We start from the raw sequence: 20,610 nt of genomic DNA, 5'->3' as shown, positions 1-20,610 counted from the left end.
TCAGCTTCGCGTCGCGGCGGTCTGGCCGAACATGACCTTCTTGGCCTCCTCGCTCAGGGTCTTCCCGAAATCCGGGTTGATCTCCGGGGCGCGGGCATAGGCGGCCTTCGTCGCCGGGCGTTCGGCGATCGCCTGGAACCAGCGCTGCAGGTTCGGGAAGTCTGCCAGCCGCTGGCCCTGCTTCTCATAGGGGACGATCCAGGGATAGCTGGCCATGTCGGCGATCGAGTAGTCGGCGCCGGCGACGAAGGGCCGGTCGGCGAGGCGACGGTTGAGGACGCCGTACAGCCGGTTGGTCTCCTTGACGTAGCGGTCGATGGCGTAGGGCACCTTCTCGGGCGCGTACTGGGTGAAGTGGTGGTTCTGGCCGAGCATGGGCCCGAGGCCGCCCATCTGCCAGAACAGCCATTGCAGCACCTCGGCGCGGCCGGCCACGTCCCGGGCGATGAACCGGCCGGTCTTCTCGGCGAGGTAGAGCAGGATCGCGCCGGACTCGAACAGCGAGACCGGGGCGCCGCCATCGGCCGGTGCGTGGTCGACGATGGCCGGCATGCGGTTGTTCGGGGCGATCAAGAGGAAATCCGGCTTGAACTGGTCACCCTTGCCGATGTTCACCGGCTTGAGGGTGTAGTCGAGCCCCGCCTCTTCCAGGAGCATCGTGACCTTGTGGCCGTTCGGGGTCGGCCAATAGTACAGATCGATCATTGCGGTCTCCGCGCTGGGCGCCGGGGCTCGGTCCGGTCGCGTCGGGCCCGAGGTGGGGCTCGGAGGAACGGGGGTCAAGCTCGGACGGAGGACGGCCGCGGGCGGTCGTTCAAATGCACCGCAGTTTCACAACGGGGAATTCAGGGGACCGTGGTTGCCTCGCTGCAGACGAGGGAGCGACGGGATGGTCAACGCAATTTCGGCGAGCACCGGCGGGATCCTGGCGGCGACGCAGCGCTACGCCACGGCGGCCGAGGGGATCGCGACCATCGGCACCAGCCTGCCGAGCGCGACCCAGGTCGATCTCTCGACCACCGCCGTCCAGCTCATGCAGGAGAAGGCGAATATCGGGATGAACACCGCCATCCTGAAATCCACGCTCGATTCGGAGCGCCGGGTCCTCGACATCCTTGCCTGAGCCACGACGCGGCGCGCCCTTTATCGGAGGATCGACATCCATGACGATCACCGTTCCCCTGACGCAGGTCGGGATCATCCGCGCCACCGAGATCGTGCATGGCGCCCGGAACGACGCGGCGCGACGGCACGAGACCGAGCCGCGCACCGTCTCCGTCGAGGTGGATCGGGCCCGGGATGGCGGGGGTGAAGTGGTGGGCCGCCAACGCCGTATCGTCGATGTGCGGGTGTAGAGCGCCTTTCCTCGCGAACAACGGCAAGGTTCGCAGGCGCACCCCATCTGCGGGGTGGACGCTCCCCATGCCCGATCTGGATTTCTGCCCGGATCAGGCTCCGGACCCGTTCGTTCCGTGCAGAACGCGACCACAAGGGTCCGTCGTCGTGGGGATCGGCGCGTCTTGGCCGCCGTCCTGGCGGATTCCGCGCCTTACCGCTTTCATCAGGGAGTCCCCGGCCCCCGTGCCAGGGGCGTCGGGAACGCCGTCGCTCTTCCGCCTGAGCTCGATCTCGGAAGACGGGCGCGGGCCTGCCTCAGGCCGCCTTGGAGTTGCGGGTGGGCCGCTTCGCATCCGCGCTTGTCTCGCGCCCCTTGGCGGCGATGTCGCGCAGCATCTTGACCATGGCGTCCGTCTGGTCGTCCGTGGCGTCTTCGAAGGCCGCGTCCGTGTTCCAGGCGTCGCCCCGGCGCAGCATGAGCACGGCCCCGGCCGCAGCGGCGCAGAGGCTCGCGCACAGGGGCGCGGCCATCAGTGCGGTCAGGATGCCGTAAGGCAGCAGCAGAACCGTCGAGATCACGCCACCGCCCATGGTGGCCAGTAGAATCAAGAACATCGATCGACCCTCGTTCGAGCTTTCATAGCACGGTTCGGGCGCGGCGATGGCTTTGGCTGCCGGCATCATGACCGGCGCGTTAACGTGGGCGGTCGAATGCGCGATGTGTTCGCGACGTCTTGTTCGGCCGTCCCCCGGCAAGGCCCATCAGGACCAGACGCGCAGGATGATCAGCAACCCGACGGGCACGACGAACATCAGCGCGATCGCCCACTGGATATCGTTCCGCGCGCGTTTCACCTCGCCCTCCAAGGCGTCGATGCGCGCCTCGAGGGCACGGTATCTCGCGTCGCTCATGCCCGGCTCCGTCGATTCGATTCTCCGCTGCGATGTGCCGGTGCCGCCCCGGCGCTGTCCAGGGAATGGGGAGCCGGTGGAGCGCGCGGCGGTGCGTCCCCGGCGCGGGACCGGACGGGGCTCCGATCGATGTCACCGGCTCGACGGTTGGTACCAAATTCTGCCTGTCGGGGTACACTGTGCCCCAGCCGAGGACGATCATCCGTGGCGTACCTATCCGCCTCTTCGACCCGGCGAGCTGACTCACTGTCATCGTGTTCCACTTGTAAACGTCACGGACATCCGTCGGGATCGGCTGAAGGCGCAAGAGGCCGTGGCCGGCGCGTAGCGTTGTCGGTCGCCGCGTTCGCGTACGCGCTGGGGCAGGACACGTACAACGCCATTCAGGCCGCTGACACCAACGTCGGTCTGGCTAGATCGACCGCAGTCGCACCATCACTCTGCGGCTGGCTGCGGTCTACTCGCAGGCACACCACTCTTCACCGCCGACAAGACCCGTGCCCACTTGATCGACACCCCCAACGTCTTGGCGGTGGCTGGGTCCGACCTGATCGTGGGCCAGCCGAACATCACACGGCAAGATCCGACCAAAAGTTCGCTTTGCACTCAAACGACACCAACCTATGTTCATTCTGATGCGTAATTTTCTCGCCCTCGCACTGGCTGCACTCGCTGTTATCGAAAACGTTCAGGCGGATCAGATCCTCGGGTCCGGCCCTATCGACGAAAGCAATCGCGTGGTTTTGCCCGGCGGTCCGACGCCAGACTCGCTGGTGATCGGCACGACCAATGCGCTCACGGTGCCATTCGCGCGTTCGGTGACTGGCGCAGCTACTCGCCCCCTGCTCGACAAGCTCGGAGATCTGCCGTTCACGCCGCCGGATATGGGCGCCGCAACCGATGGCACCACGGCAGTGGATGCCGCCTTCGCGCGCCTGATGACCGTTCCCGGCGACGTCACGATCTCGCCGGGCGTATGGCGGCTCTCACAGTCGGCGACGTGGCCGAAGGGGCGCGTCTACCATTTCGCCATGGGAGCCCAGATCAAGCCTGACGCGGGCGTGACGATAACTATCAAGGGGTCGGTTGACGCCGCGCCGTCGGGCCAGATCTTTGCCGGTGTCGGCAAGGTCGTGGGGCTGCGCTTCAACAGGCCGGAATGGTGGGGGGCGGTCGGCGAGTACCAGAATACCGTCGACAGCCAGCCCGCCTTCCAGGCCGCCTATGAAAGCGCTCAGCTGTCGTTCTCGCCGAAAGACCCACTGAACTATACCCCCGGCAGTCGCCCCATCGTCGAGATCGGTAACGGCTCCTACAATTTCTGTCGGCCGTGGGATGTGTCGCCGGTTCTATCGCAACCCATCGAGATCCGCGGGCCCGGCATCACGAACTCCGGCGGCATCCTCCAGACCTGCGCGTCGTTCACCGGCTACGCCCTGCTTCAGATTCATGGTGTGCAGACCGGGGCCGATCCGACGCACGACTTCTTCATCCACGACTTCTCCGTGCGCAACTCGATGCGCACCAGCGGTGCCACGGCCGGCATCGCTTTCAACCCCGAGGGGGCCGGGTATTGGCTCAACGGCCCGAAGAAGAGTCGCTTGCAGGACGTTCTCGTCTACGACTTCCCTATCGGCTACGATGTCCAGAATACCGTCGTGATGCAGATGGAGCGCACAGCTTATACCGTTGCGAGCAGCAGTAAGACGAACAACACTGCTGTGCGCCTTAAGGCGACCGGATCCAATGAAACCGCGAATACGAGCGAGATTGACATCATCGCGAGTCGGTTCATTCCCTGCTTCGATGCAAATGCTCCCGCATCTTGCGCCAATACGATCAATGTCGACATGGTAGCCGATACAACGGCGCCCGGCCTTAACGGTGTCGCTGCCATTCGCTTTGAGAATACGAGCTTCTACCGATCGAATATCGGCGTTCGAGGACGTGCTTCCAACAAGTCCAGCATCAACGATGTATGGTTCAATGGGATGTCAGGTACGCAGTTCGATGGTACTGGCTGTAAATTCATTGATTTCAGGACGCTGGGCCCTGAGTCTCAGATCAACAACATACACATCGACCATGTTTATCATACAAAATCGGCTGCAAACTGCGTTGCACAAACTTTCTCTGCCGAGGGCGGAGGATCTGTTCGTGGCATCTTCTCGACGAACAATTGGTTCATTGGTCTGGGTGGGCCCGCCAGTGTATTCTACGCCATCAACGGGCTCACCTATACTGGTAACCAGATCGTTGACCCAATGGAAAGCGGCCCTGCTCCGGTAGTCATCGGAGCATCGCGAAATTTTACGGTGATGAACAATATTATCGCCAAGACGGCGCCTAGTACGCTGCCCTTTGGAGTTCAGGTCGACGCCTCAAGCGATGTGGGGGTTGTCGCTTATAACGTGGTGAAGGGTATTCGTAACGCGGCTGTCAATAACCTCAGCAAGTCTTCCCAGATCATCGCAATTCCCAACGTCGGTGCGCCGTAACGCACGGTTCGCACGCTTCCAGCTATCGCGCTCCTTTGCGGCGATGGCTCCCCCCTCACCGCTTGGACTGTTTGGCCGCCGACATTAAGAACATCCCTCCTGCGCATGGGCTCGACCCTCCGGGTCTGGTGACATGTGCATCCCAAGTCTGCGACTCGAAATGATCCGTCAGCGAGGTGCGATGCTTCCGTGGACGTTTCGGGAATTGCCGGCAAGCGCGCGGCGCAACGTTCGGACGTTCACCGGGAGCTTCCCGCCCGATGTCCCATGCATGCGCGGCCAATGATGGCTCCGTACCAAAGCTTCGATCTTCTCCGGGGTAGTCCCGCGGGCCTGATCGACCTCATTCGCCGTAAGCCACCGTGTTGTTCGCCTACCGCTATCGGACGTGCTCATCTTCTGCTGTGACCGATGTGGTCCGTAGCACGCCGGGCAAGGCTTCTGCGGCTCTGAAAGGTGCAGAGCAAGCCTTTGTCCAGTGCGCGCCCTCGCCTCATGCACCGGCAAGGGCCATCAGGATCAACCCAACGTGGCCTGCATTCGCGATTTGCCCGGAGAGAGCGAGGTGTTTGGCGTTCTGGCGCGATACCAGCACCACCTCGATGTCCTCGGTCGGCTCCGGATGTGACGCGCCGGCGATGACGCCCGTTGCCCGGATGAGGTGCAGGCGGTTGGCGTAGCGCGCCGGGTCGACGCTGAGGACGGCAAGAGGGGCGAACGTCCCGCCAAAGAATCCTGTCTCTTCGCGAAGCTCCCGTGCCCCCACTGCCACGGCATCCGTGTCGTGAGCGTCCATCACGCCTCCCGGAAGCTCCAGGCTGATATCCTGGAGCCCGTGCCGGTATTGCCGAACGAGGACGACGCGATCGGCTTCATCCGTTGCGAACACATGGACGAAGTCGGGGAATTCGAGAACGTAGTAGGGCGCAATCGCCACGCCGTCGGGCGTCTCGCAATCATCCGCCCTGACGCTGATCCAGCGATCCTGGAAGACGTGTCCCGAGCGGTGAATCGTCCAGCGCTTGTCACCGGCCATCCTGGATCCCTTTCCGCAGCCGGGCGGCAATGCCGGGCGGTGGGACCGATACCCGAAAAATTCGCAGACACCCTATGGGTGTGGCGGTTCGCACGGGAATGCCGGTCACGCGCGGCTGACCCGGTCGCCATCCGGCGATCGGCGCCACGCATCCTCCCGACTGAGAGGAGGCATTCCACCGTCCGGACCCATCCAAAGCGGATTTTTCCCTTTCTGAGACGTCCTGAGGGAACCGGTGGGGCACCGGCAGCGATGTCTGCGTGAATTCCACAGTCAGGCTTGCCAAGGAGCTGCCATGTCCTCTCAGTCCGCCAAGCCGTACCGCATCGGTGTCCGCCCTGCGCCCGGCAACCGGTCCCGATACCTCTGGACGATCTACGGCACGGAGACGATGTTCTACGAGGCGTCCCAGACGGAGCATGCTTCCGTGGAAGATGCCCTCGCCGAGGCCAATGCGCGGCTCTCTGAACTGGCTTGATCTGTCAGCGGCCCTGACATCCAGGAGCCTCTCGTCGTCGGTCGCATCGAGGGAGGCCGCCAGGCCTCCTGCGCAGCGCTTGCCGGTTCGCGCGCAGGTTCGGGCCGCGGGAAACACCATGCCGGGTTGGACGCGGTGCTCTGCACCCGGGGGAACAGCCGATTGCAGATGCCGGCGCGTGACCCAGTTGCCATTTGCCCCCCGAAACCGTACGTCCCCTCTACGCGCAAGCGTGTCGGGGTGTAGCGCAGTCTGGTAGCGCATCTGGTTTGGGACCAGAGGGTCGTAGGTTCGAATCCTATCGCCCCGACCATTGTCTACCGCCGAGGCTCCCTGGAGTTGGACGACCCGATGTCGAGCGCCCGCATCTACCAGCCCGCGAAGGATCCGACGCAGTCCGGGACAGCGCGCGCCAAGGCCTGGGTGCTGGAATTCGATCAGACCGCGCCGCGCGAGACCGATCCGCTGATGGGGTGGACCGGCTCGTCCGACATGCTGCAGCAGGTCCATCTCGAGTTCGAGACCCGCGAGGAGGCCGTGGCCTACGCGACGCGGGCCGGCCTGTCCTACCGGGTCGAGGAGCCGCAGAAGCCGATCCTGCGCAAGGGTCTGTCCTACTCGGACAATTTCAAGTTCAACCGCACCGCCCCCTGGACCCACTGAGACGCTGTCTCCAGCGCGTCAGATCTGGATCAGGATGGTGATGGCTCCGAAGATCAGGACGGAGCCCACCGCCGCGGCGAGCAGGATCAGGGCGGCGCGCGATTCGCGCAGATCGTCGTTCATCATGGCCTCAGGCTAACGCGGCCGGAGGTCGCCGCCAATCCTCGCGCGCGTGGCGTGGCCGCGTGGACCGATATGCCGCGCCCGCCCTCTCAGAAGAAGATCGGCCGGGCGCTGGCATGGTGCTCGGCCAGGACCGCCTCGTTGGCCGGATCGATCTCCTTGAGAACGGCGTCGTAGCCCCAGAGATCGGCGAGGTGCTGAAGCACTCGCTTGGCGTCGTCCTTCTGCAGGGTGATGCGATTCAGGGCACGGTGATGCACGATGAGGCGCCGGTCGCCTTCGAGATCGACGTCCACCACCTCGATATCCGGGTCGAGCCAGGCGACGTCGTATTGGCGGGCGAAGGAGCGGCGCATCTTGCGATAGCCGCGCTCGTCGTGGATCGCCTCGACGTAGAGCTCCGATTCGTCGGGGTCGTCGACGACGTGGAACAGGCGCATGTCCCGCATCAGCTTGGGCGACAAGAACTGCGCGATGAAGCTCTCGTCGCGGTAATTCGCCCAGACGTCGCGCAGGGTCGCCATGGCGTCGCCAGTGCCGGCGATCTCGGGGAACCACGCCCGGTCCTCGTCCGTCGGCTGCTCCACGATGCGGGCGATGTCCTGCATCATGGCGAAGCCGATGGCGTAGGGATTGTGGCCGTTATAGCCGCGCTCGTTGTAGTTCGGCTGGCGCACGACGTTGGTGTGCGACTGCAGGAACTCCAGGTAGGCCGCCTCGCCGATCAGGCCCTTCTCGGACAGGGCGTTCATGATCCGGTAGTGGCAGTAGGTGGCGCAGCCTTCGTTCATCACCTTGGTCTGGCGCTGCGGATAGAAGTACTGCGCCACGAGGCGGACGATACGCAGGATCTCGCGCTGCCAGGGCCGCAGGCGGGGGGCAGCCTTCTCGAGGAAATAGAGGATGTTCTCCTGCGGCAGCTCGAGGAGCGCCTTGCGCCGCTCCGCCGCCATGTCGGGGCGCCCGGCGGCCGTCTTCTGCGGCAGAGTGCGCCAGAGGTCGTTGTAGATCTGCTCGCCGTGCTCGGCGCGCTCGCGCTCGCGGCGCTGCTCGGAGGCGAGGTCGGGTCGCTTCTTGCGCGGATAGCGGTGGACGCCCTGGCTCATCAGCGCGTGGGCGGCGTCGAGCACGGCTTCGACGGCCGCATGGCCATGGCGCTCCTCGCAGCGTGAGATGAAGCCCTTGGCGAAGTCGAGGTAGTCGAGGATGCCCTCGGCGTCGGTCCATTGCTTGAAGAGGTAGTTATTCTTGAAGAAGTGGTTATGGCCGAAGGCCGCGTGCGCGATGACCAGCGTCTGCATCGTCGCCGTGTTCTCCTCCATGATGTAGGAGATGCACGGGTCCGAATTGATGACGATCTCGTAGGCGAGCCCCATCATGCCGCGCCGGTAGCCGGCCTCGTGCTGGGCGAAGTGCTTGCCGAAGGACCAGTGCTTGTAGAACAGCGGCATGCCGATCGACGCGTAGGCGTCCAGCATCTGCTCGGCTGTGATGATCTCGATCTGATTGGGGTACCACGACAGGCCGAGCTCCCGCGCCTCGACCTCGCAGGCATCGTGGATGCGCCGGATCGTGTCGAAATCCCAGTCGTTCCCGGTGAAGAGCGGCTCCTGGCTACCGGAGATCCGCTGGGGCGTGGGGCGGATGATGCTGCCGACCATACGATTTACGCCTTCCTCGATGGAGCCGTGCTCGAAGCGTCCGTGTCCCGCGTGGCCATGGCCCGACTCGCCGGTGTCAGGCCTCGGCTTCCGCCCGGGCGTCCTTGCGCCCGAACAACTCGCGGAACACAGGGTAGATGTCGCGGCGGTGGTTGACCTTGCGCATGGCGATGGGTGCGCCCGTCTTCGCCAGGCTCTCGTAGGTCCGCCACAGGGTGGTGCGATGCTCGACGAAGCCGGCCCGCGGGCCATTCTCGTCCCCGACCTCCAGATAGGCGAAGTGCTGACAGGCCGGCAGGATGTGGGCGCGCAGCAGCTCCGTCGCGGTCGGACCGTCGCTCGACACGTTGTCGCCGTCGGAGGCCTGCGCGGCGTAGATGTTCCAGTCGTTGGGATCGTAGCGCTCGGCGATGACGCGCTTCATCTCCACCAGCGCCGAGGAGACCAGGGTGCCGCCGGTCTCCCGCGAGCCGAAGAACGTCTCCTCGTCCACCTCCGTCGCCTTGTCGGTGTGGCGGATGAAGACGATCTCCACGTGCCGGTAACGTCGGGTCAGGAAGATGTGCAGCAGGATGTAGAAGCGCTTGGCCAGATCTTTCATGTGCTCGGTCATCGAGCCCGAGACATCCATGAGGCAGAACATCACCGCCTGCGCCACCGGGCGCGGATAGGTCTCGAACCGGCGGTAGCGCAGGTCGAGGGGATCGACGTAGGGGATGCGCTTGGTGCGCTCGCGTAAGCCCGAGAGCGCCAGCAGCAGGTCCGGCAAGTCGGGATCGCTCGACGGGGTCGCGGCGATGCGGGCCTCCAGGGCGGCGATCTCGTCGGGCTTCGGCCGCTTCAGAGCGATGCGCCGGGACATGGAGTTGCGCAGGGTGCGCGTCAAGGCGAGGTTGGCGGGCGAGCCCGAAATCGTATAGCCGGCCCGGCGAAGCCCTTCGGTCTCCACCACGGAGAGCCGGCGCTTGGCGAGATCGGGCAGTTCGAGGTCTTCGAGGAAGAGCTCGAGGAATTCCTCGCGGGTCAGGACGAAGCGGAAGGCGTCCTCACTGTTCTCCGAGCCCTCGCCGCCCTCCCCCGAGCCCTTGCCGCCGCCGCCCGACGGCGGGCGCTCGATCCGGTCGCCCTCCACATAGGTTTTGTTGCCGGGCAGGATGTGGTCGTGCAGGCCGGTGCCGGATTGGCGGGCGAAGCGCGGCTCCCGAACCCCGTCGACCGGCACGGAAACGCGGCCGTCCTTGCCGAGATCCTTGATGTCCTTTTCGCGCGCGGATTCCCGCACGGCCCGCTGCGCCACGTCCTTCACGCGACGCAGGAAGCGCTGGCGGTTGGCGAGGCTCTTGCCCCCGGGATTCAGACGGCGGTCGACGATGTGCATCCGATGTGTGTGCCTTCGCCCTCAAGACCAATGTGGGATCGGCGGAGCGGGGTGACCACCCGTGGCAGCCACCCCGTCCCCGTGCGGACAAGGCTCGGTCGATGCCCTAGCCCGCCTGCTTCACCCGCATGTACCACTCGACCAGACGGCGGACCTGCCGCTCGGTGTAGCCGCGGGCCACCATCCGGTCGACGAACTCGCCGTGCTTCTTCTCCGTCTCGCCGTCCTTCTTCGAGCCGAAGGAGATCACCGGCAGGAGCTCCTCCACCTGACTGAACATGCGGCGCTCGATGACCTCGCGCAGCTTCTCGTAGCTCGTCCAGGAGGGGTTGCGGCCGCCGTGCTGCGCCCGCGAGCGCAGGGCGAACTTCACCACCTCGTTGCGGAAGTCCTTCGGATTGGCGATGCCCGCCGGCTTCTCGATCTTGGTGAGCTCCTGGTTCAGGAGTTCGCGGTTGAGGAGCTGTCCGGTCTCGGAATCCTTGAAATCCTGGTCCTCGATCCACGCATCAGCGTAGTCGATGTAACGATCGAACAGGTTCTGGCCGTAATCATGGTAGGATTCGAGGTAGGCTTTCTGGATCTCGTGACCGATGAACTCCGCGTAGCGCGGCGCCAGCTCCGTCTTGATGAATTCCAGGTAGCGCTTCTCGGTTTCGGGCGGCAGCTGCTCGCGCCGCAGGGCCTGCTCCAGCACGTACATGAGGTGGACCGGATCGGCCGAGACCTCGGTCGTGTCGTGGTTGAAGGTCGCCGCCATCACCTTGAAGGCGAAGCGGGTCGAGATCCCGTCCATGCCCTCGTCGACGCCGGCCGCGTCCTTGTACTCCTGCATCGAGCGGGCGCGGGGATCGACCTCGCGCAGGGACTCGCCGTCGTAGACCCGCATCTTCGAGAAGGCGTTCGAGTTGGCGTGCTCGCGCAGGCGCGAGAGCACGGAGAAGCGGGCCAGCATCTCCAGGGTGCCCGGCGCGCAGGCGGCGTCGGACAGTTCGGAGCCCGAGACCAGCTTCTCGTAGATGCGCTGCTCCTCGGTCACCCGGAGGCAGTACGGCACCTTGATCACGTAGATCCGGTCGATGAAGGCTTCGTTGTTCTTGTTGGTCTTGAAGGTCTGCCACTCGGATTCGTTCGAGTGGGCCAGGATCACGCCGGTGAACGGGATCGCGCCGATGTTCTCGGTGCCGACATAGTTGCCCTCCTGCGTCGCGGTGAGCAGGGGGTGCAGCATCTTGATCGGCGCCTTGAACATCTCGACGAATTCGAGGACGCCCTGGTTCGCCCGGTTGAGGCCGCCGGAGTAGGAGTAGGCGTCAGGATCGGCCTGAGAGAGGGTCTCGAGGCGCCGGATGTCGACCTTGCCGACGAGGCTGGAGATGTCCTGGTTGTTCTCGTCGCCGGGCTCGGTCTTGGCGATAGCGATCTGGCGCAGCCGGGAAGGCCGGACCTTGATGACCTTGAACTTCGAGATGTCGCCGTTGAATTCGTCGAGGCGCTTGAGGGCCCAGGGGCTCATCAGGCCGGTGAGGCGGCGCTTCGGAATGCCGTAGCGCTCCTGGATCTCGGCCCCCATCGTCTCGGGGTCGAACAGCCCGAGGGGGCTCTCGAAGACCGGGGAAACCTCGTTGCCGGCCTTCAGCACGTAGATGGGATGGGTCTCCATCAGGGCCTTGAGGCGCTCGGCCAGGGAGGACTTGCCGCCGCCGACGGGGCCGAGCAGGTAGAGGATCTGCTTGCGCTCTTCCAGGCCCTGCGCCGCGTGGCGGAAGAACGAGACGATCCGCTCGATCGTCTCCTCCATCCCGTAGAACTCGGCGAAGGCAGGGTAGACCCGGATCGTGCGGTTCATGAACACGCGCCCGAGGCGCGGGTCCTTCGCCGTATCCACGAATTCCGGCTTGCCGATCGCCTCGAGAATGCGCTCGGCGGCGGAGGCGTACATCAGCGGCTCGTCGCGGCACGCTTCAAGATACTCGGAGAGGCTCATCTCCGTATCGCGACGCGCCTCGTAGCCACGGGCGAAGCTCTGGAACAGGTCGTTCGTCGACGGCATAGGCTTTCCGATCCCCTCACGACAGCGACAGCTTCATCCTGTCTCGCCTTGGATGCAACTGACAGGCCCAGTTTTGTCGCAGCGCATTCACCACGGAATTTGGGCGTGTGATGCGTGCCACAGTGCAACAGGCGGGCCCGCCAGTCGGGTTCGGTGTGGGGCTGCGGACGGCAGGCCGCCGCGGCTCCGGGCTCAGGCTCAGAGGTCGGTGGACTCCTTCTTCGCCGCGTCCGGCTTGGCCGTGTCGGATTTGGCGGCATTCACCGTGATCTTGATGTTCTGGGTCTGGACGTTCCCGTCGGAATCCTTGACGTCGACCGTCACCTCGTCGCTGCCGGTGAAGCCGTCCTTGCTCTGGTAGAATACCGCCTGCACGGCGGCCTCCTTGCTGGGGCAGCGATACTTCGCCGGGGTCTTGATCTTTCCGACCTTGGTGATGAGCGAGCCGTTCTTCGGCGCGCCGCTGACCCGGATCTCCGGCATCGGGCCGGTGGAGCAATCCTTCTTCAGATTCGGCACGATGGCGAGGCGCACGCTCTTGCCGCTGGCGGCGGTCTCGCTGCGGGTGACCGTGGTCTGCGCCAGGGCCGGCCCGGCCAGGAGGGCGCCGGCGGCCAGGAAGGTGAGGGAACGGGCGAGCAGCATGCGGGACGAACTCCGATCACGCCGGGCGATCCGCGCGGGACGCGGCGGATTGGGTCCGGGTGTAGCGGATGTGGGGATCGCAGGCGCGGCCGTCGAGTGGCTGGCTGCCCTGCCCTCGGTCACCGCTCCACCCTCAGGCGTCGCCGATGGGTTCGGGAGGCAGGCGCAGGGTGGCCAGGGCGGCGCGGCACGCCTTGAGGTCGGCGAGGGCGTCCGCCAGGACTGCCCGCTGCTCGACGGTGAGGCCGTCGCCAGGGGCGGGATCGGCCGACGGCGCCTCGTGCTCGGCATCCTGAAGCGAGGGGGCGGCCGCCACGGCCTCGCCGCGGCCCACCGACTGGACGAAGCGCAGGCCCCGCTCCCGCAAGACCCGTTGAGCGCCCTTGATGGTGTAGCCCTGCCCGTGCAGCAGGCGCTTGATGCCTCTGAGGAGGTCGACGTCGTCGGGCCGGTAGTAGCGCCGGCCGCCGGCCCGCTTCACCGGGCGGATCTGCGTGAAGCGCGTTTCCCAGAAGCGCAGGACATGCTGGGGCACGTCGAGCTCGTCCGCGGCTTCCTTGATGGTCCGGAAGGCGCCCGCGCTCTTCTCGGAGGCCTCGCGCACGGGCGTTTCCCCGTCGCGAGGGTCTGACTTCACTTCGTCGATCCGCGCGGCGAGGGACATGGCGGCCCTACTCGTCGTCGTGCTCGGCCGCGCCGTTCAGGCCGTTGATCCGGGCCTTCAGCACGTTCGAGGGCTTGAACACCATGACCTGGCGCGGCTCGATCGCCACCTCGACGCCGGTCTTCGGGTTGCGGCCGACCCGGCGGCCCTTGCTGCGTACCACGAAGGACCCGAACGAGGACAACTTCACCGTCTCACCGCTGGCGAGGCAGGTGCAGATCTCGGACAGCACCGTCTCGACCAGGGCGGAGGACTCGGTCCGCGAGAGACCGACCTGCTGGTAGACGGCCTCGCTCAAATCGGCGCGTGTGACCGTCTTTCCCGTCATGCGACATTCCCCAAGGCGATTCGAGTTTTCTTAGTATCTCTATGATTGCGCACGCTAATCGGCGTTCAGGCCCGGGTCAACAGTGCGTGAGGCCCCGTTTCGGAAACGGTCGGCGCCTACCAGCGGATGAGGGCCGCGCCCCAGGTGAATCCGCCGCCGATCGCCTCGATCATCACGAGGTCGCCGGGCTGGATCCGGCCGTCCTTGCGGGCGACGTCGAGGGCCAGCGGGATCGAGGCCGCCGAGGTGTTGCCGTGTCGGTCGACGGTGAGAACGACTTTTTCGCGGGCGATGCCGAGCTTGTCGGCCGACGCCTCGATGATCCGGCGGTTGGCCTGGTGCGGCACGAACCAGGCCAGATCCTCGGCGGTGGTGCCGGAGACCCGGAAGGCGTCGTCGATGACGTCGGTCACGGAGCCCACGGCGAAGCGGAAGACCTCCTTGCCGGTCATCCGCAGGTGACCGGTGGTGCCGGTGGAGCCCGGGCCGCCATCGACGTAGAGTTTCTCCCGATGCCGTCCGTCCGAGCGCAGGCTCGCGGTGAGCACGCCCCGGTCGGCACTGGTGCCCTCCCCGGCCTGCGCTTCCAACACAACGGCGCCGGCGCCGTCGCCGAACAGCACGCAGGTCGTACGGTCCTCCCAATCGAGGATTCGCGAGAAGGTCTCGGCCCCGATGACCAGGGCACGCTTGGCGCTCCCCGTGCTGAGGAATTTGTCCGCGGTGGTCACGGCGTAGACGAAGCCGGCGCAGACCGCCTGCACGTCGAAGGCGAAGCCGCCGCGCAGGCCGAGGGCCGCCTGGATCTCGGTGGCGGTCGACGGGAAGGTGTGATCGGGCGTCGAGGTGGCGCAGATGATGAGGTCGATGTCGTCGGCGGTGAGGCCCGCTTCGTCGAGGGCCGCCCGGGCGGCACGCGCCCCGAGGACCGAGGTCGTCTCGGTGGCGTCCGCGAGGTAGCGCTGGCGGATGCCGGTGCGCTGGACGATCCAATCGTCGGAGGTGTCGACGGTGCGGCTGAGCTCGTCGTTGGTGACGCACCGGGCCGGCAGGGCGGAGCCGCAGCCGACCACGACGGAGCGCAGGACCTTGCTGGAGGAGGCCGTCCCGGGAGTGACCGTCATGGGGCCGTCCTTCTGTTCGCGGACCGGCTCATGGCGCGGCCGGGGCCGGCGTCAGGTCGAGCATGTCGCGGATGGTGCGCATCAGGTCGTGCCGGGCCATGTCGTGGGCGAGGTCGACCGCGGCCGCGAAGCCGTGTGCGTCCTCGGAGCCGTGGCTCTTGATGACGATGCCCTCGAGTCCGAGGAACACACCGCCATTGGCCCGGCTCGGGTTCATCTTGTCCCGCAGGGCCTTGAAGGCCTGGCGGGCGAAGAAGTAGCCGATCTTGGCCGAGAGGGTTCGGCTCATGGCGGCGCGCAGGTAGCTGCCGATCTGCTTGGCCGTCCCCTCGGCGGTCTTCAGGGCGATGTTGCCGGTGAAGCCCTCGGTGACGACGACGTCCACCGTGCCCTTGCCGAGGTCGTTGCCCTCGACGAAGCCGTGATAGGCGAGGTTCGGCAGATCGGTCTCGCGCAGGTAGCGCGCCGCTTCCTTGACGGCCTCGTTGCCCTTCATCTCCTCGGTGCCGACGTTGAGCAGACCCACCGTCGGCCGGTCGAGGTCGAACACGATGCGGGCCATGGCCGAGCCCATCACCGCCATCTCGACGAGGTGCTCGGCATCGGTGCCGATGGTCGCGCCGACGTCGAGGACCACGCTCTCGCCGCGCACCGTCGGCCAGAGGCAGGCGATGGCCGGGCGCTCGATGCCCGCCAGGGTCTTCAGGCAGATCTTCGACATCGCCATCAGGGCGCCGGTGTTGCCGGCGGAGACGGCGGCATCGGCCTCGCCGTCCTTCACCGCCTGGATCGCGCGCCACATCGAGGACTTGCCGCGCCCCGAGCGGACGGCCTGGCTCGGCTTCTCGTCCATCGAGATCGCCATCGTCGTATGGCGGATCTCGACGGCGCCCTGCAGGCGCGGTTCGGCGGCCACCAATGGCGTGAGGATTGCCTCATCCCCGAACATCAGGAACGTCATCTCGGGATGGCGCTCGCGGGCGATGGCGGCGCCGGGCACCACGGTCGTGGGGCCGTGGTCGCCGCCCATGGCGTCGAGCGAGATGCACACTCTCTGGGACATGGTGGGTGGCCGGTGGCCTCTGATTGCGGAGAAGAACGGCCTCCCGGCGGGAGGCATCACGGTGGACGAGGGGGGCGGCGGACGACCGGCCCCCCTGCCCGGCGCGGCGGAAAATAGCGATTGAGGCCCGGCGGGCAAACGAAATCTGAGCGTTTGGCCGAAAGCCGGCCGGATCGGCCGGTCGCGGATCTCAGTCGTTGGCGGGCTTCAGCCCGCGCAGGGCCGCCAGGGGCGGCTCGTCGAGATCCTCGATATGGGGTTCGAAGGCGACGCCGGGCTTGCGCGGATAGGGATCGAGCCCGAGCGCCAGGAACTCGGCCGTGATCCTACCGAAATCGATCTTGCCGCCCACGATCGGATCGGGGACGTCGGCATCCTCCGCATCGGTTCCGGCGAGCCGGTCGGTGTCGGTGAAGAGCAGGTCGACCGGTTCGGAAACCGGTCCCTCGAAGGGCTCCAGGGACACGGTGCAGACCTGCGTCACCTGCGCCGTCACGGTTCCGCGCACCCGGAAGGCCGAGGGTGGGCCGCTCGTCTCGAAGGTGCCGACGAGATCGCGGATGGCCGGGATGTTGAAATCCGCTGCCAGGGCCGCGCACTCCTCCGGGCTCGCGGTGACGACGAGCCGCCCGTCGCTGCGGCGCAGGCGGTCGACGCTGACGATCCGCGAGAGCGGTCCGGTCTCTTCGTGACGGGGCGTATCGTGGCGAGTCATGGGACGATCCGTGTCGTGGCGCCGTCCGGCCCGGACAGGGGCGCGGCGAAGATTTGCGGCGGTGGGAAAGCCGGGCCGGTGCCGATCAGCCCGTCGAGATCGGTTCGGGCCAGGGCGGCGTCGCTGGCGAGGACGTAGCGGGCGAGCTCCGTCGCCGCCTCCGGCGCATCGGCCCCGAGGACGTTGCGCGCGAGCGCGGCCGTGAGCGCCGTCGTATCCCTGGCATCGAGGGCGGCATCGTAGCCCTCGGCCCGGCCGTAGAAGGCGGATCCGAGCTTCTTCATGCGCTTGGGGACGCCGAAATCGCCGATGCCGGATTCGCGCAGGGAGGAATCAAGCTGCAGGAATACCGAATTGACGAGGTCCTGGGCCACGTCGGCCGCCGGTTCCGGCAGCCGGTTGAGGCGTCGCAGCACGAGGATCATGTGCAGGATCAGACACTCGAACCGGCCTTCCAGCGTGTCCGGCACGCCGAGGCGAAGGTACAGGTCCGGATGGCGGGCCGCCGCGTTGATGCGGCCGTGCAGCGTCTCGATCACCCGCTCGCGCGGGCTCGACCGGCTCCAGCTGCGGAGACGGTCCAGGAGCCCCGTCATCATGCGGATCTCTCCGGGACAGCGGGCGCGAAACCGGTGCGGACGGCCGGCGGGTGTGGCCGGGCTTGCCTTGTCAAAACCATAACCCCGCGTTACGGCAGCGAACGGTCAAGGTGCAACCTCCATCGGGATTCTTCTGCCTCGGTGCCGGGTCGGGATCGGGGCCGCAAGTCGCTTTCACGGAAGACGCCTTCACGGAAGTTGCCTTCACGGAAGTTGCCTTCACGGAAGACGCGTTCAGTTTTTCACTGTCAGCAAGGGTGGCCGATGTCGCGCCGTCTCGTCTCGTCGCTCGCTCGCCTCGCCGTCCTCGGCGTGATCGGAGCCGGTGTGTCCGGCTGCATCGGCGAGGACATCCGCCACGGCTACCAGATCGACCAGGCGGCCCTCGCCACCGTGAAGCCCGGGATGAGCGCCGAGCAGGTGCTGCAGATCCTCGGCACGCCGTCCACCGTCTCCACCGTCGGCAACAAGTCGTGGTACTACATCAGCCAGAACACGCGCCGGACCGTCCTGTTCCTCGGCGAACGGGTCGAGGACCAGAAGGTCACCGCCGTCTATTTCAACGGGGCCTTCAAGGTCGAGCGCGTGGCGCTCTACGGCCTGCAGGACGGCAAGGTGTTCGACTTCATCGAGCGGACCACACCGACCAGCGGTGCTGACCGCGCCTTCCTGAGCCAGCTCTTCCGCGGCCTGACCAAGTACGAGCCGTTCGGCAGCGGCTCCGGCGCCAGCGTGGTGCCCGGCGCCAACCGCGGCCTGTAAGCATCGCGACCCGTCCCGGGGAGCCGGGCGACCGGTCGACTGAGGGTGGGTGCGCGTGGCACCTGCCGTGAATCGCGCGCCCGGGCTCGGCTCCCGGCGGGCAGAGGACCCGAGGATGCCGTTTCGCGAAGCCTTTCTCGTCGAGGGTGGCGAGACCGGCGCCCTCCTGCGCCACCATGACTGGTCGGCGACCTCGCTCGGCGCGCCGGGCGGCTGGCCCCAGGCGCTGAAGACGCTCGTCGGCGTGATGCTCGGCTCGCAGCAGCCGATGCTGATCGTGTGGGGGCCGGACTACATCACCCTCTACAACGACGGCTACGCCATCATGTGCGGCGCACGGCACCCGGCCGCCCTCGGAGGCTCGTTCCGCGACCTCTGGCACGACATCTGGGATCAGGTGGAGCCGATCCTCGCCCGCGCCTATGCGGGGGAGGCGACGCATATGGACGGCATCGCCTTCATCATGCACCGCAACGGCTATCCGGAGGAAACCTACTTCTCCTTCGGCTACACGCCGGTGCGCGATGAGGCCGGGCAGGTCGCCGGCATGTTCTGCGCGTGCGCCGAGACGACGGGCCGGGTTCAGGCCGAACGTCGGGCGCGTGCCGAGCGCGAGCGCCTGGAGCAGCTCTTCGCCCAGGCTCCGAGCTTCATGGCCGTCCTGCGGGGACCCGAACATCGCTTCGAGCTCGCCAATCCGGCCTACCGGCGGCTCGTCGGCGACCGGCCGCTCCTGGGCCGGACCGTCGCCGAAGCCCTTCCCGATGCCGTGGCCCAGGGCTATCTCGGGCTCCTCGACACCGTCTACCGCACCGGCGAGGCCTTCACGGCGACGGCCTCGAAGCTCACCCTGCAGGGCGTCGCGGACGGGGCGGAGATCGAACTCTACCTCGATTTCGTCTACCAGCCGATCTTCAACGACGACGGCGCCGTCACCGGCATCTTCGTCGAGGGCGTCGACGTCACCGACCGGGCCCTCGCCGAGATCGCCCTGCGCCGGAACGAGGCGGAACTGCGCTTCCTCAACGCCGACCTGGAGCGCCAGGTCATCCTGCGCTCCAACGAGCGCGGCCTGACCTGGCTGGTCAGCCCGGACCTCCTCGGGGTGTTCCACCCGGACGGCTATTTCGAGCGCTTGAACCCGGCCTGGGAGGTCGTGCTCGGATGGTCCGAATCCGAGATCGCCGGCCGGTCCGTGCTCGACCTGATCCATCCGGACGACGTCGAGCGTAGCGCCGAGGCCGTCCGGACCCTGGCGGCCGGCAAGCCAGTCTTCCGTTTCGAGAACCGCTATCGCACCCGCGACGGCAGCTACCGCTGGCTGTCCTGGACGGCGGTGCCGGAGGGCGGGCGCTCCTATTGCAGCGGCCGCGACATCACCGAGGACAAGGCGCGGGAGGCCGCCCTGGACCAGGCCCAGGAGGCCCTGCGCCAGGCCCAGAAGATGGAGGCCGTGGGCCAGCTCACCGGCGGCGTCGCCCACGACTTCAACAACCTCCTCACGGTCATCAAGTCCTCCACCGACCTCCTGAAGCGGCCGGGCCTCGCCGAGGATCGCCGCCGCCGCTACGTCGACGCAATCTCCGACACCGTGGCGCGGGCCGCCAAGCTCACGGGCCAGCTCCTCGCCTTCGCGCGGCGCCAGGCCCTCAAGCCCGAGACCTTCAACGTGGGCTCGGGCGTCGCCGCGATCAGCGAGATGGTCGGTACCCTGACCGGCGCCCGCATCGCCATCGTGGTCGAGGTGCCGGAGACGCCCTGCTACGTGCATGCCGACCCGAGCCAGTTCGACACCGCGCTGGTGAACATGGCGGTCAATGCACGCGACGCCATGGAGGGCGAGGGCCGGTTGACGATCCGGGTCGGCTCCGTCGAGGGCATTCCCCCCCTCGACATCCGGGCGGGCGCCTTCGTCGCCGTGTCGCTGACCGATACCGGCTCCGGCATCGCGGCCGGGGACCTGCATCGGATCTTCGAGCCCTTCTACACCACCAAGGGCGTCGGCCAGGGGACCGGCCTCGGCCTGAGCCAGGTCTTCGGTTTCGCCAAGCAGTCGGGGGGCGAGGTCGTCGTCGAGAGTGCGCCGGGGCGCGGCTCGACCTTCACCCTCTACCTGCCGCGCGTGTCCGGCATCTCCGAAACCGCCGGGCCCCCCGAGGAGGCCGAGCCGCTGACGGAGGGGCACGGCACCTGCGTCCTCGTCGTCGAGGACAATCCGGAGGTCGGCCGTTTCGCGACCCAGACCCTGGCCGAACTGGGCTACCACACGGTCTGGGCGACCTCCGCCGCCGACGCCCTGCGTCAGCTCGAGAAGATCCCCTTCCGCTTCGAGGTGGTGTTCTCCGACATCGTCATGCCGGGCATGAACGGGATCGAACTCGCCAAGGAGATCGTCCGGCGCCGGCCCGACCTGCCGGTGGTCCTGGCCAGCGGCTACAGCCATGTCCTGGCCGAGGAAGGCGCCCACGGCTTCGAGCTGCTGCACAAGCCCTACTCGGTGGAGCAACTCTCACGGGTCCTGCGGAAGGCGGTAGCCCGCAGCCGTCGCGGGCGGCGCGATCGACTCTGAC

Annotated in this window: 21 protein-coding genes and 1 tRNA gene; 8 read left to right on the top strand and 14 right to left on the bottom strand. The window is 66.8% G+C overall.

What is annotated here, in order from left to right:
• Positions 1 to 705 carry a glutathione binding-like protein gene (locus tag AC1MGR_RS09715; protein ID WP_480234452.1) on the bottom strand — a complete coding sequence of 235 codons (705 nt, stop codon included), beginning with the start codon at positions 703 to 705 and terminating at the stop codon, positions 1 to 3.
• A 184-nt stretch (positions 706 to 889) separates the two neighbouring features.
• On the opposite strand from AC1MGR_RS09715, the gene AC1MGR_RS09710 reads away from it, so the two are divergent.
• Both AC1MGR_RS09710 and AC1MGR_RS09705 read left to right on the top strand, forming a co-directional pair.
• Positions 890 to 1,123 (top strand): hypothetical protein, encoded by a 234-nt coding sequence (locus AC1MGR_RS09710; RefSeq protein ID WP_108038622.1) that lies wholly within the window; start codon positions 890 to 892, stop codon positions 1,121 to 1,123.
• A gap of 40 nt (positions 1,124 to 1,163) precedes the next feature.
• On the top strand, positions 1,164 to 1,355 hold the full coding sequence (locus tag AC1MGR_RS09705) for a hypothetical protein (RefSeq protein ID WP_108038620.1): 192 nt from the start codon (positions 1,164 to 1,166) through the stop codon (positions 1,353 to 1,355).
• A gap of 298 nt (positions 1,356 to 1,653) precedes the next feature.
• On the opposite strand, the gene AC1MGR_RS09700 is transcribed toward AC1MGR_RS09705, so the two are convergent.
• Together AC1MGR_RS09700 and AC1MGR_RS09695 are read right to left on the bottom strand one after the other, a co-directional pair.
• Positions 1,654 to 1,953 carry a hypothetical protein gene (locus tag AC1MGR_RS09700; protein WP_480234451.1) on the bottom strand — a complete coding sequence of 100 codons (300 nt, stop codon included), beginning with the start codon at positions 1,951 to 1,953 and terminating at the stop codon, positions 1,654 to 1,656.
• 147 nt (positions 1,954 to 2,100) lie between these two features.
• The gene (locus AC1MGR_RS09695; protein WP_156394287.1) at positions 2,101 to 2,250 is read right to left on the bottom strand and encodes a hypothetical protein; all 150 of its coding nucleotides are present in this window, start codon (positions 2,248 to 2,250) and stop codon (positions 2,101 to 2,103) included.
• A 623-nt stretch (positions 2,251 to 2,873) separates the two neighbouring features.
• Here AC1MGR_RS09695 and AC1MGR_RS09690 point away from each other — a divergent pair.
• Positions 2,874 to 4,748 carry a hypothetical protein gene (locus AC1MGR_RS09690; RefSeq protein ID WP_480234450.1) on the top strand — a complete coding sequence of 625 codons (1,875 nt, stop codon included), beginning with the start codon at positions 2,874 to 2,876 and terminating at the stop codon, positions 4,746 to 4,748.
• A gap of 493 nt (positions 4,749 to 5,241) precedes the next feature.
• Here the strand turns inward: AC1MGR_RS09690 and AC1MGR_RS09685 are convergent, their stop codons facing one another.
• Complete coding sequence (locus tag AC1MGR_RS09685) at positions 5,242 to 5,784, bottom strand: NUDIX hydrolase (RefSeq protein ID WP_480234449.1); 543 nt, start codon at positions 5,782 to 5,784, stop codon at positions 5,242 to 5,244.
• A 295-nt stretch (positions 5,785 to 6,079) separates the two neighbouring features.
• On the opposite strand from AC1MGR_RS09685, the gene AC1MGR_RS09680 reads away from it, so the two are divergent.
• The 3 genes from AC1MGR_RS09680 to AC1MGR_RS09670 all read left to right on the top strand — a co-directional run bounded on the left by AC1MGR_RS09680 (position 6,080) and on the right by AC1MGR_RS09670 (position 6,925).
• Entirely contained in the window at positions 6,080 to 6,262 is a 183-nt protein-coding gene (locus AC1MGR_RS09680) for a hypothetical protein (RefSeq protein ID WP_108038609.1), read from the top strand.
• Between the two features lie 236 nt (positions 6,263 to 6,498).
• A tRNA-Pro gene (locus tag AC1MGR_RS09675) sits at positions 6,499 to 6,575 on the top strand.
• Between the two features lie 38 nt (positions 6,576 to 6,613).
• The gene (locus AC1MGR_RS09670; protein ID WP_055950667.1) at positions 6,614 to 6,925 is read left to right on the top strand and encodes an ETC complex I subunit; all 312 of its coding nucleotides are present in this window, start codon (positions 6,614 to 6,616) and stop codon (positions 6,923 to 6,925) included.
• A 212-nt stretch (positions 6,926 to 7,137) separates the two neighbouring features.
• Here AC1MGR_RS09670 and AC1MGR_RS09665 read toward each other — a convergent pair whose 3' ends face one another.
• The 10 genes from AC1MGR_RS09665 to AC1MGR_RS09620 all read right to left on the bottom strand — a co-directional run bounded on the left by AC1MGR_RS09665 (position 7,138) and on the right by AC1MGR_RS09620 (position 17,275).
• On the bottom strand, positions 7,138 to 8,709 hold the full coding sequence (locus AC1MGR_RS09665) for a SpoVR family protein (RefSeq protein WP_480234448.1): 1,572 nt from the start codon (positions 8,707 to 8,709) through the stop codon (positions 7,138 to 7,140).
• Positions 8,710 to 8,785: 76 nt separating this feature from the next.
• Positions 8,786 to 10,087, bottom strand: coding sequence for a YeaH/YhbH family protein (locus tag AC1MGR_RS09660; RefSeq protein ID WP_480234447.1), 1,302 nt, complete (start codon positions 10,085 to 10,087; stop codon positions 8,786 to 8,788).
• Between the two features lie 106 nt (positions 10,088 to 10,193).
• Positions 10,194 to 12,140 carry a PrkA family serine protein kinase gene (locus tag AC1MGR_RS09655; protein WP_056474078.1) on the bottom strand — a complete coding sequence of 649 codons (1,947 nt, stop codon included), beginning with the start codon at positions 12,138 to 12,140 and terminating at the stop codon, positions 10,194 to 10,196.
• A gap of 198 nt (positions 12,141 to 12,338) precedes the next feature.
• The gene (locus AC1MGR_RS09650; RefSeq protein ID WP_108038599.1) at positions 12,339 to 12,785 is read right to left on the bottom strand and encodes a 4-aminobutyrate aminotransferase; all 447 of its coding nucleotides are present in this window, start codon (positions 12,783 to 12,785) and stop codon (positions 12,339 to 12,341) included.
• Between the two features lie 133 nt (positions 12,786 to 12,918).
• On the bottom strand, positions 12,919 to 13,449 hold the full coding sequence (locus tag AC1MGR_RS09645) for a MerR family transcriptional regulator (RefSeq protein ID WP_480234446.1): 531 nt from the start codon (positions 13,447 to 13,449) through the stop codon (positions 12,919 to 12,921).
• A 7-nt stretch (positions 13,450 to 13,456) separates the two neighbouring features.
• Entirely contained in the window at positions 13,457 to 13,777 is a 321-nt protein-coding gene (locus AC1MGR_RS09640) for an integration host factor subunit alpha (protein WP_055950496.1), read from the bottom strand.
• A gap of 116 nt (positions 13,778 to 13,893) precedes the next feature.
• Positions 13,894 to 14,901 carry a beta-ketoacyl-ACP synthase III gene (locus AC1MGR_RS09635; RefSeq protein WP_480234445.1) on the bottom strand — a complete coding sequence of 336 codons (1,008 nt, stop codon included), beginning with the start codon at positions 14,899 to 14,901 and terminating at the stop codon, positions 13,894 to 13,896.
• 28 nt (positions 14,902 to 14,929) lie between these two features.
• The gene (plsX, locus tag AC1MGR_RS09630; protein ID WP_480234444.1) at positions 14,930 to 15,964 is read right to left on the bottom strand and encodes a phosphate acyltransferase PlsX; all 1,035 of its coding nucleotides are present in this window, start codon (positions 15,962 to 15,964) and stop codon (positions 14,930 to 14,932) included.
• 190 nt (positions 15,965 to 16,154) lie between these two features.
• The gene (locus AC1MGR_RS09625; RefSeq protein ID WP_480234443.1) at positions 16,155 to 16,679 is read right to left on the bottom strand and encodes a YceD family protein; all 525 of its coding nucleotides are present in this window, start codon (positions 16,677 to 16,679) and stop codon (positions 16,155 to 16,157) included.
• On the bottom strand, positions 16,676 to 17,275 hold the full coding sequence (locus AC1MGR_RS09620) for a ubiquinol-cytochrome C chaperone family protein (RefSeq protein ID WP_480234756.1): 600 nt from the start codon (positions 17,273 to 17,275) through the stop codon (positions 16,676 to 16,678). The genes AC1MGR_RS09625 and AC1MGR_RS09620 overlap by 4 nt, the downstream gene beginning before the upstream one ends.
• A gap of 267 nt (positions 17,276 to 17,542) precedes the next feature.
• Here AC1MGR_RS09620 and AC1MGR_RS09615 point away from each other — a divergent pair, with 267 nt between their 5' ends.
• Positions 17,543 to 18,040, top strand: coding sequence for an outer membrane protein assembly factor BamE (locus tag AC1MGR_RS09615; protein ID WP_108038591.1), 498 nt, complete (start codon positions 17,543 to 17,545; stop codon positions 18,038 to 18,040).
• A 115-nt stretch (positions 18,041 to 18,155) separates the two neighbouring features.
• Positions 18,156 to 20,609, top strand: coding sequence for a PAS domain-containing protein (locus AC1MGR_RS09610; protein ID WP_480234442.1), 2,454 nt, complete (start codon positions 18,156 to 18,158; stop codon positions 20,607 to 20,609).
• Position 20,610 lies beyond the last annotated feature (1 nt).

Source organism: Methylobacterium sp. BI1 (assembly GCF_056680125.1).
This window is presented reverse-complemented; position numbering and strand designations above follow the sequence as displayed.

Coding starts and splice junctions, on each gene's coding strand:
- plsX (WP_480234444.1), bottom strand. CDS start 15,964: ATGTCCCAGAGAGTGTGCATCTCGCTCGACGCCATGGGCGGCGACCAC.
- AC1MGR_RS09620 (WP_480234756.1), bottom strand. CDS start 17,275: ATGACGGGGCTCCTGGACCGTCTCCGCAGCTGGAGCCGGTCGAGCCCG.
- AC1MGR_RS09705 (WP_108038620.1), top strand. CDS start 1,164: ATGACGATCACCGTTCCCCTGACGCAGGTCGGGATCATCCGCGCCACC.
- AC1MGR_RS09715 (WP_480234452.1), bottom strand. CDS start 705: ATGATCGATCTGTACTATTGGCCGACCCCGAACGGCCACAAGGTCACG.
- AC1MGR_RS09665 (WP_480234448.1), bottom strand. CDS start 8,709: ATGGTCGGCAGCATCATCCGCCCCACGCCCCAGCGGATCTCCGGTAGC.
- AC1MGR_RS09680 (WP_108038609.1), top strand. CDS start 6,080: ATGTCCTCTCAGTCCGCCAAGCCGTACCGCATCGGTGTCCGCCCTGCG.
- AC1MGR_RS09695 (WP_156394287.1), bottom strand. CDS start 2,250: ATGAGCGACGCGAGATACCGTGCCCTCGAGGCGCGCATCGACGCCTTG.
- AC1MGR_RS09670 (WP_055950667.1), top strand. CDS start 6,614: ATGTCGAGCGCCCGCATCTACCAGCCCGCGAAGGATCCGACGCAGTCC.
- AC1MGR_RS09610 (WP_480234442.1), top strand. CDS start 18,156: ATGCCGTTTCGCGAAGCCTTTCTCGTCGAGGGTGGCGAGACCGGCGCC.
- AC1MGR_RS09700 (WP_480234451.1), bottom strand. CDS start 1,953: ATGTTCTTGATTCTACTGGCCACCATGGGCGGTGGCGTGATCTCGACG.
- AC1MGR_RS09690 (WP_480234450.1), top strand. CDS start 2,874: ATGTTCATTCTGATGCGTAATTTTCTCGCCCTCGCACTGGCTGCACTC.
- AC1MGR_RS09655 (WP_056474078.1), bottom strand. CDS start 12,140: ATGCCGTCGACGAACGACCTGTTCCAGAGCTTCGCCCGTGGCTACGAG.
- AC1MGR_RS09640 (WP_055950496.1), bottom strand. CDS start 13,777: ATGACGGGAAAGACGGTCACACGCGCCGATTTGAGCGAGGCCGTCTAC.
- AC1MGR_RS09660 (WP_480234447.1), bottom strand. CDS start 10,087: ATGCACATCGTCGACCGCCGTCTGAATCCCGGGGGCAAGAGCCTCGCC.
- AC1MGR_RS09625 (WP_480234443.1), bottom strand. CDS start 16,679: ATGACTCGCCACGATACGCCCCGTCACGAAGAGACCGGACCGCTCTCG.
- AC1MGR_RS09650 (WP_108038599.1), bottom strand. CDS start 12,785: ATGCTGCTCGCCCGTTCCCTCACCTTCCTGGCCGCCGGCGCCCTCCTG.
- AC1MGR_RS09685 (WP_480234449.1), bottom strand. CDS start 5,784: ATGGCCGGTGACAAGCGCTGGACGATTCACCGCTCGGGACACGTCTTC.
- AC1MGR_RS09645 (WP_480234446.1), bottom strand. CDS start 13,449: ATGTCCCTCGCCGCGCGGATCGACGAAGTGAAGTCAGACCCTCGCGAC.
- AC1MGR_RS09615 (WP_108038591.1), top strand. CDS start 17,543: ATGTCGCGCCGTCTCGTCTCGTCGCTCGCTCGCCTCGCCGTCCTCGGC.
- AC1MGR_RS09635 (WP_480234445.1), bottom strand. CDS start 14,901: ATGACGGTCACTCCCGGGACGGCCTCCTCCAGCAAGGTCCTGCGCTCC.
- AC1MGR_RS09710 (WP_108038622.1), top strand. CDS start 890: ATGGTCAACGCAATTTCGGCGAGCACCGGCGGGATCCTGGCGGCGACG.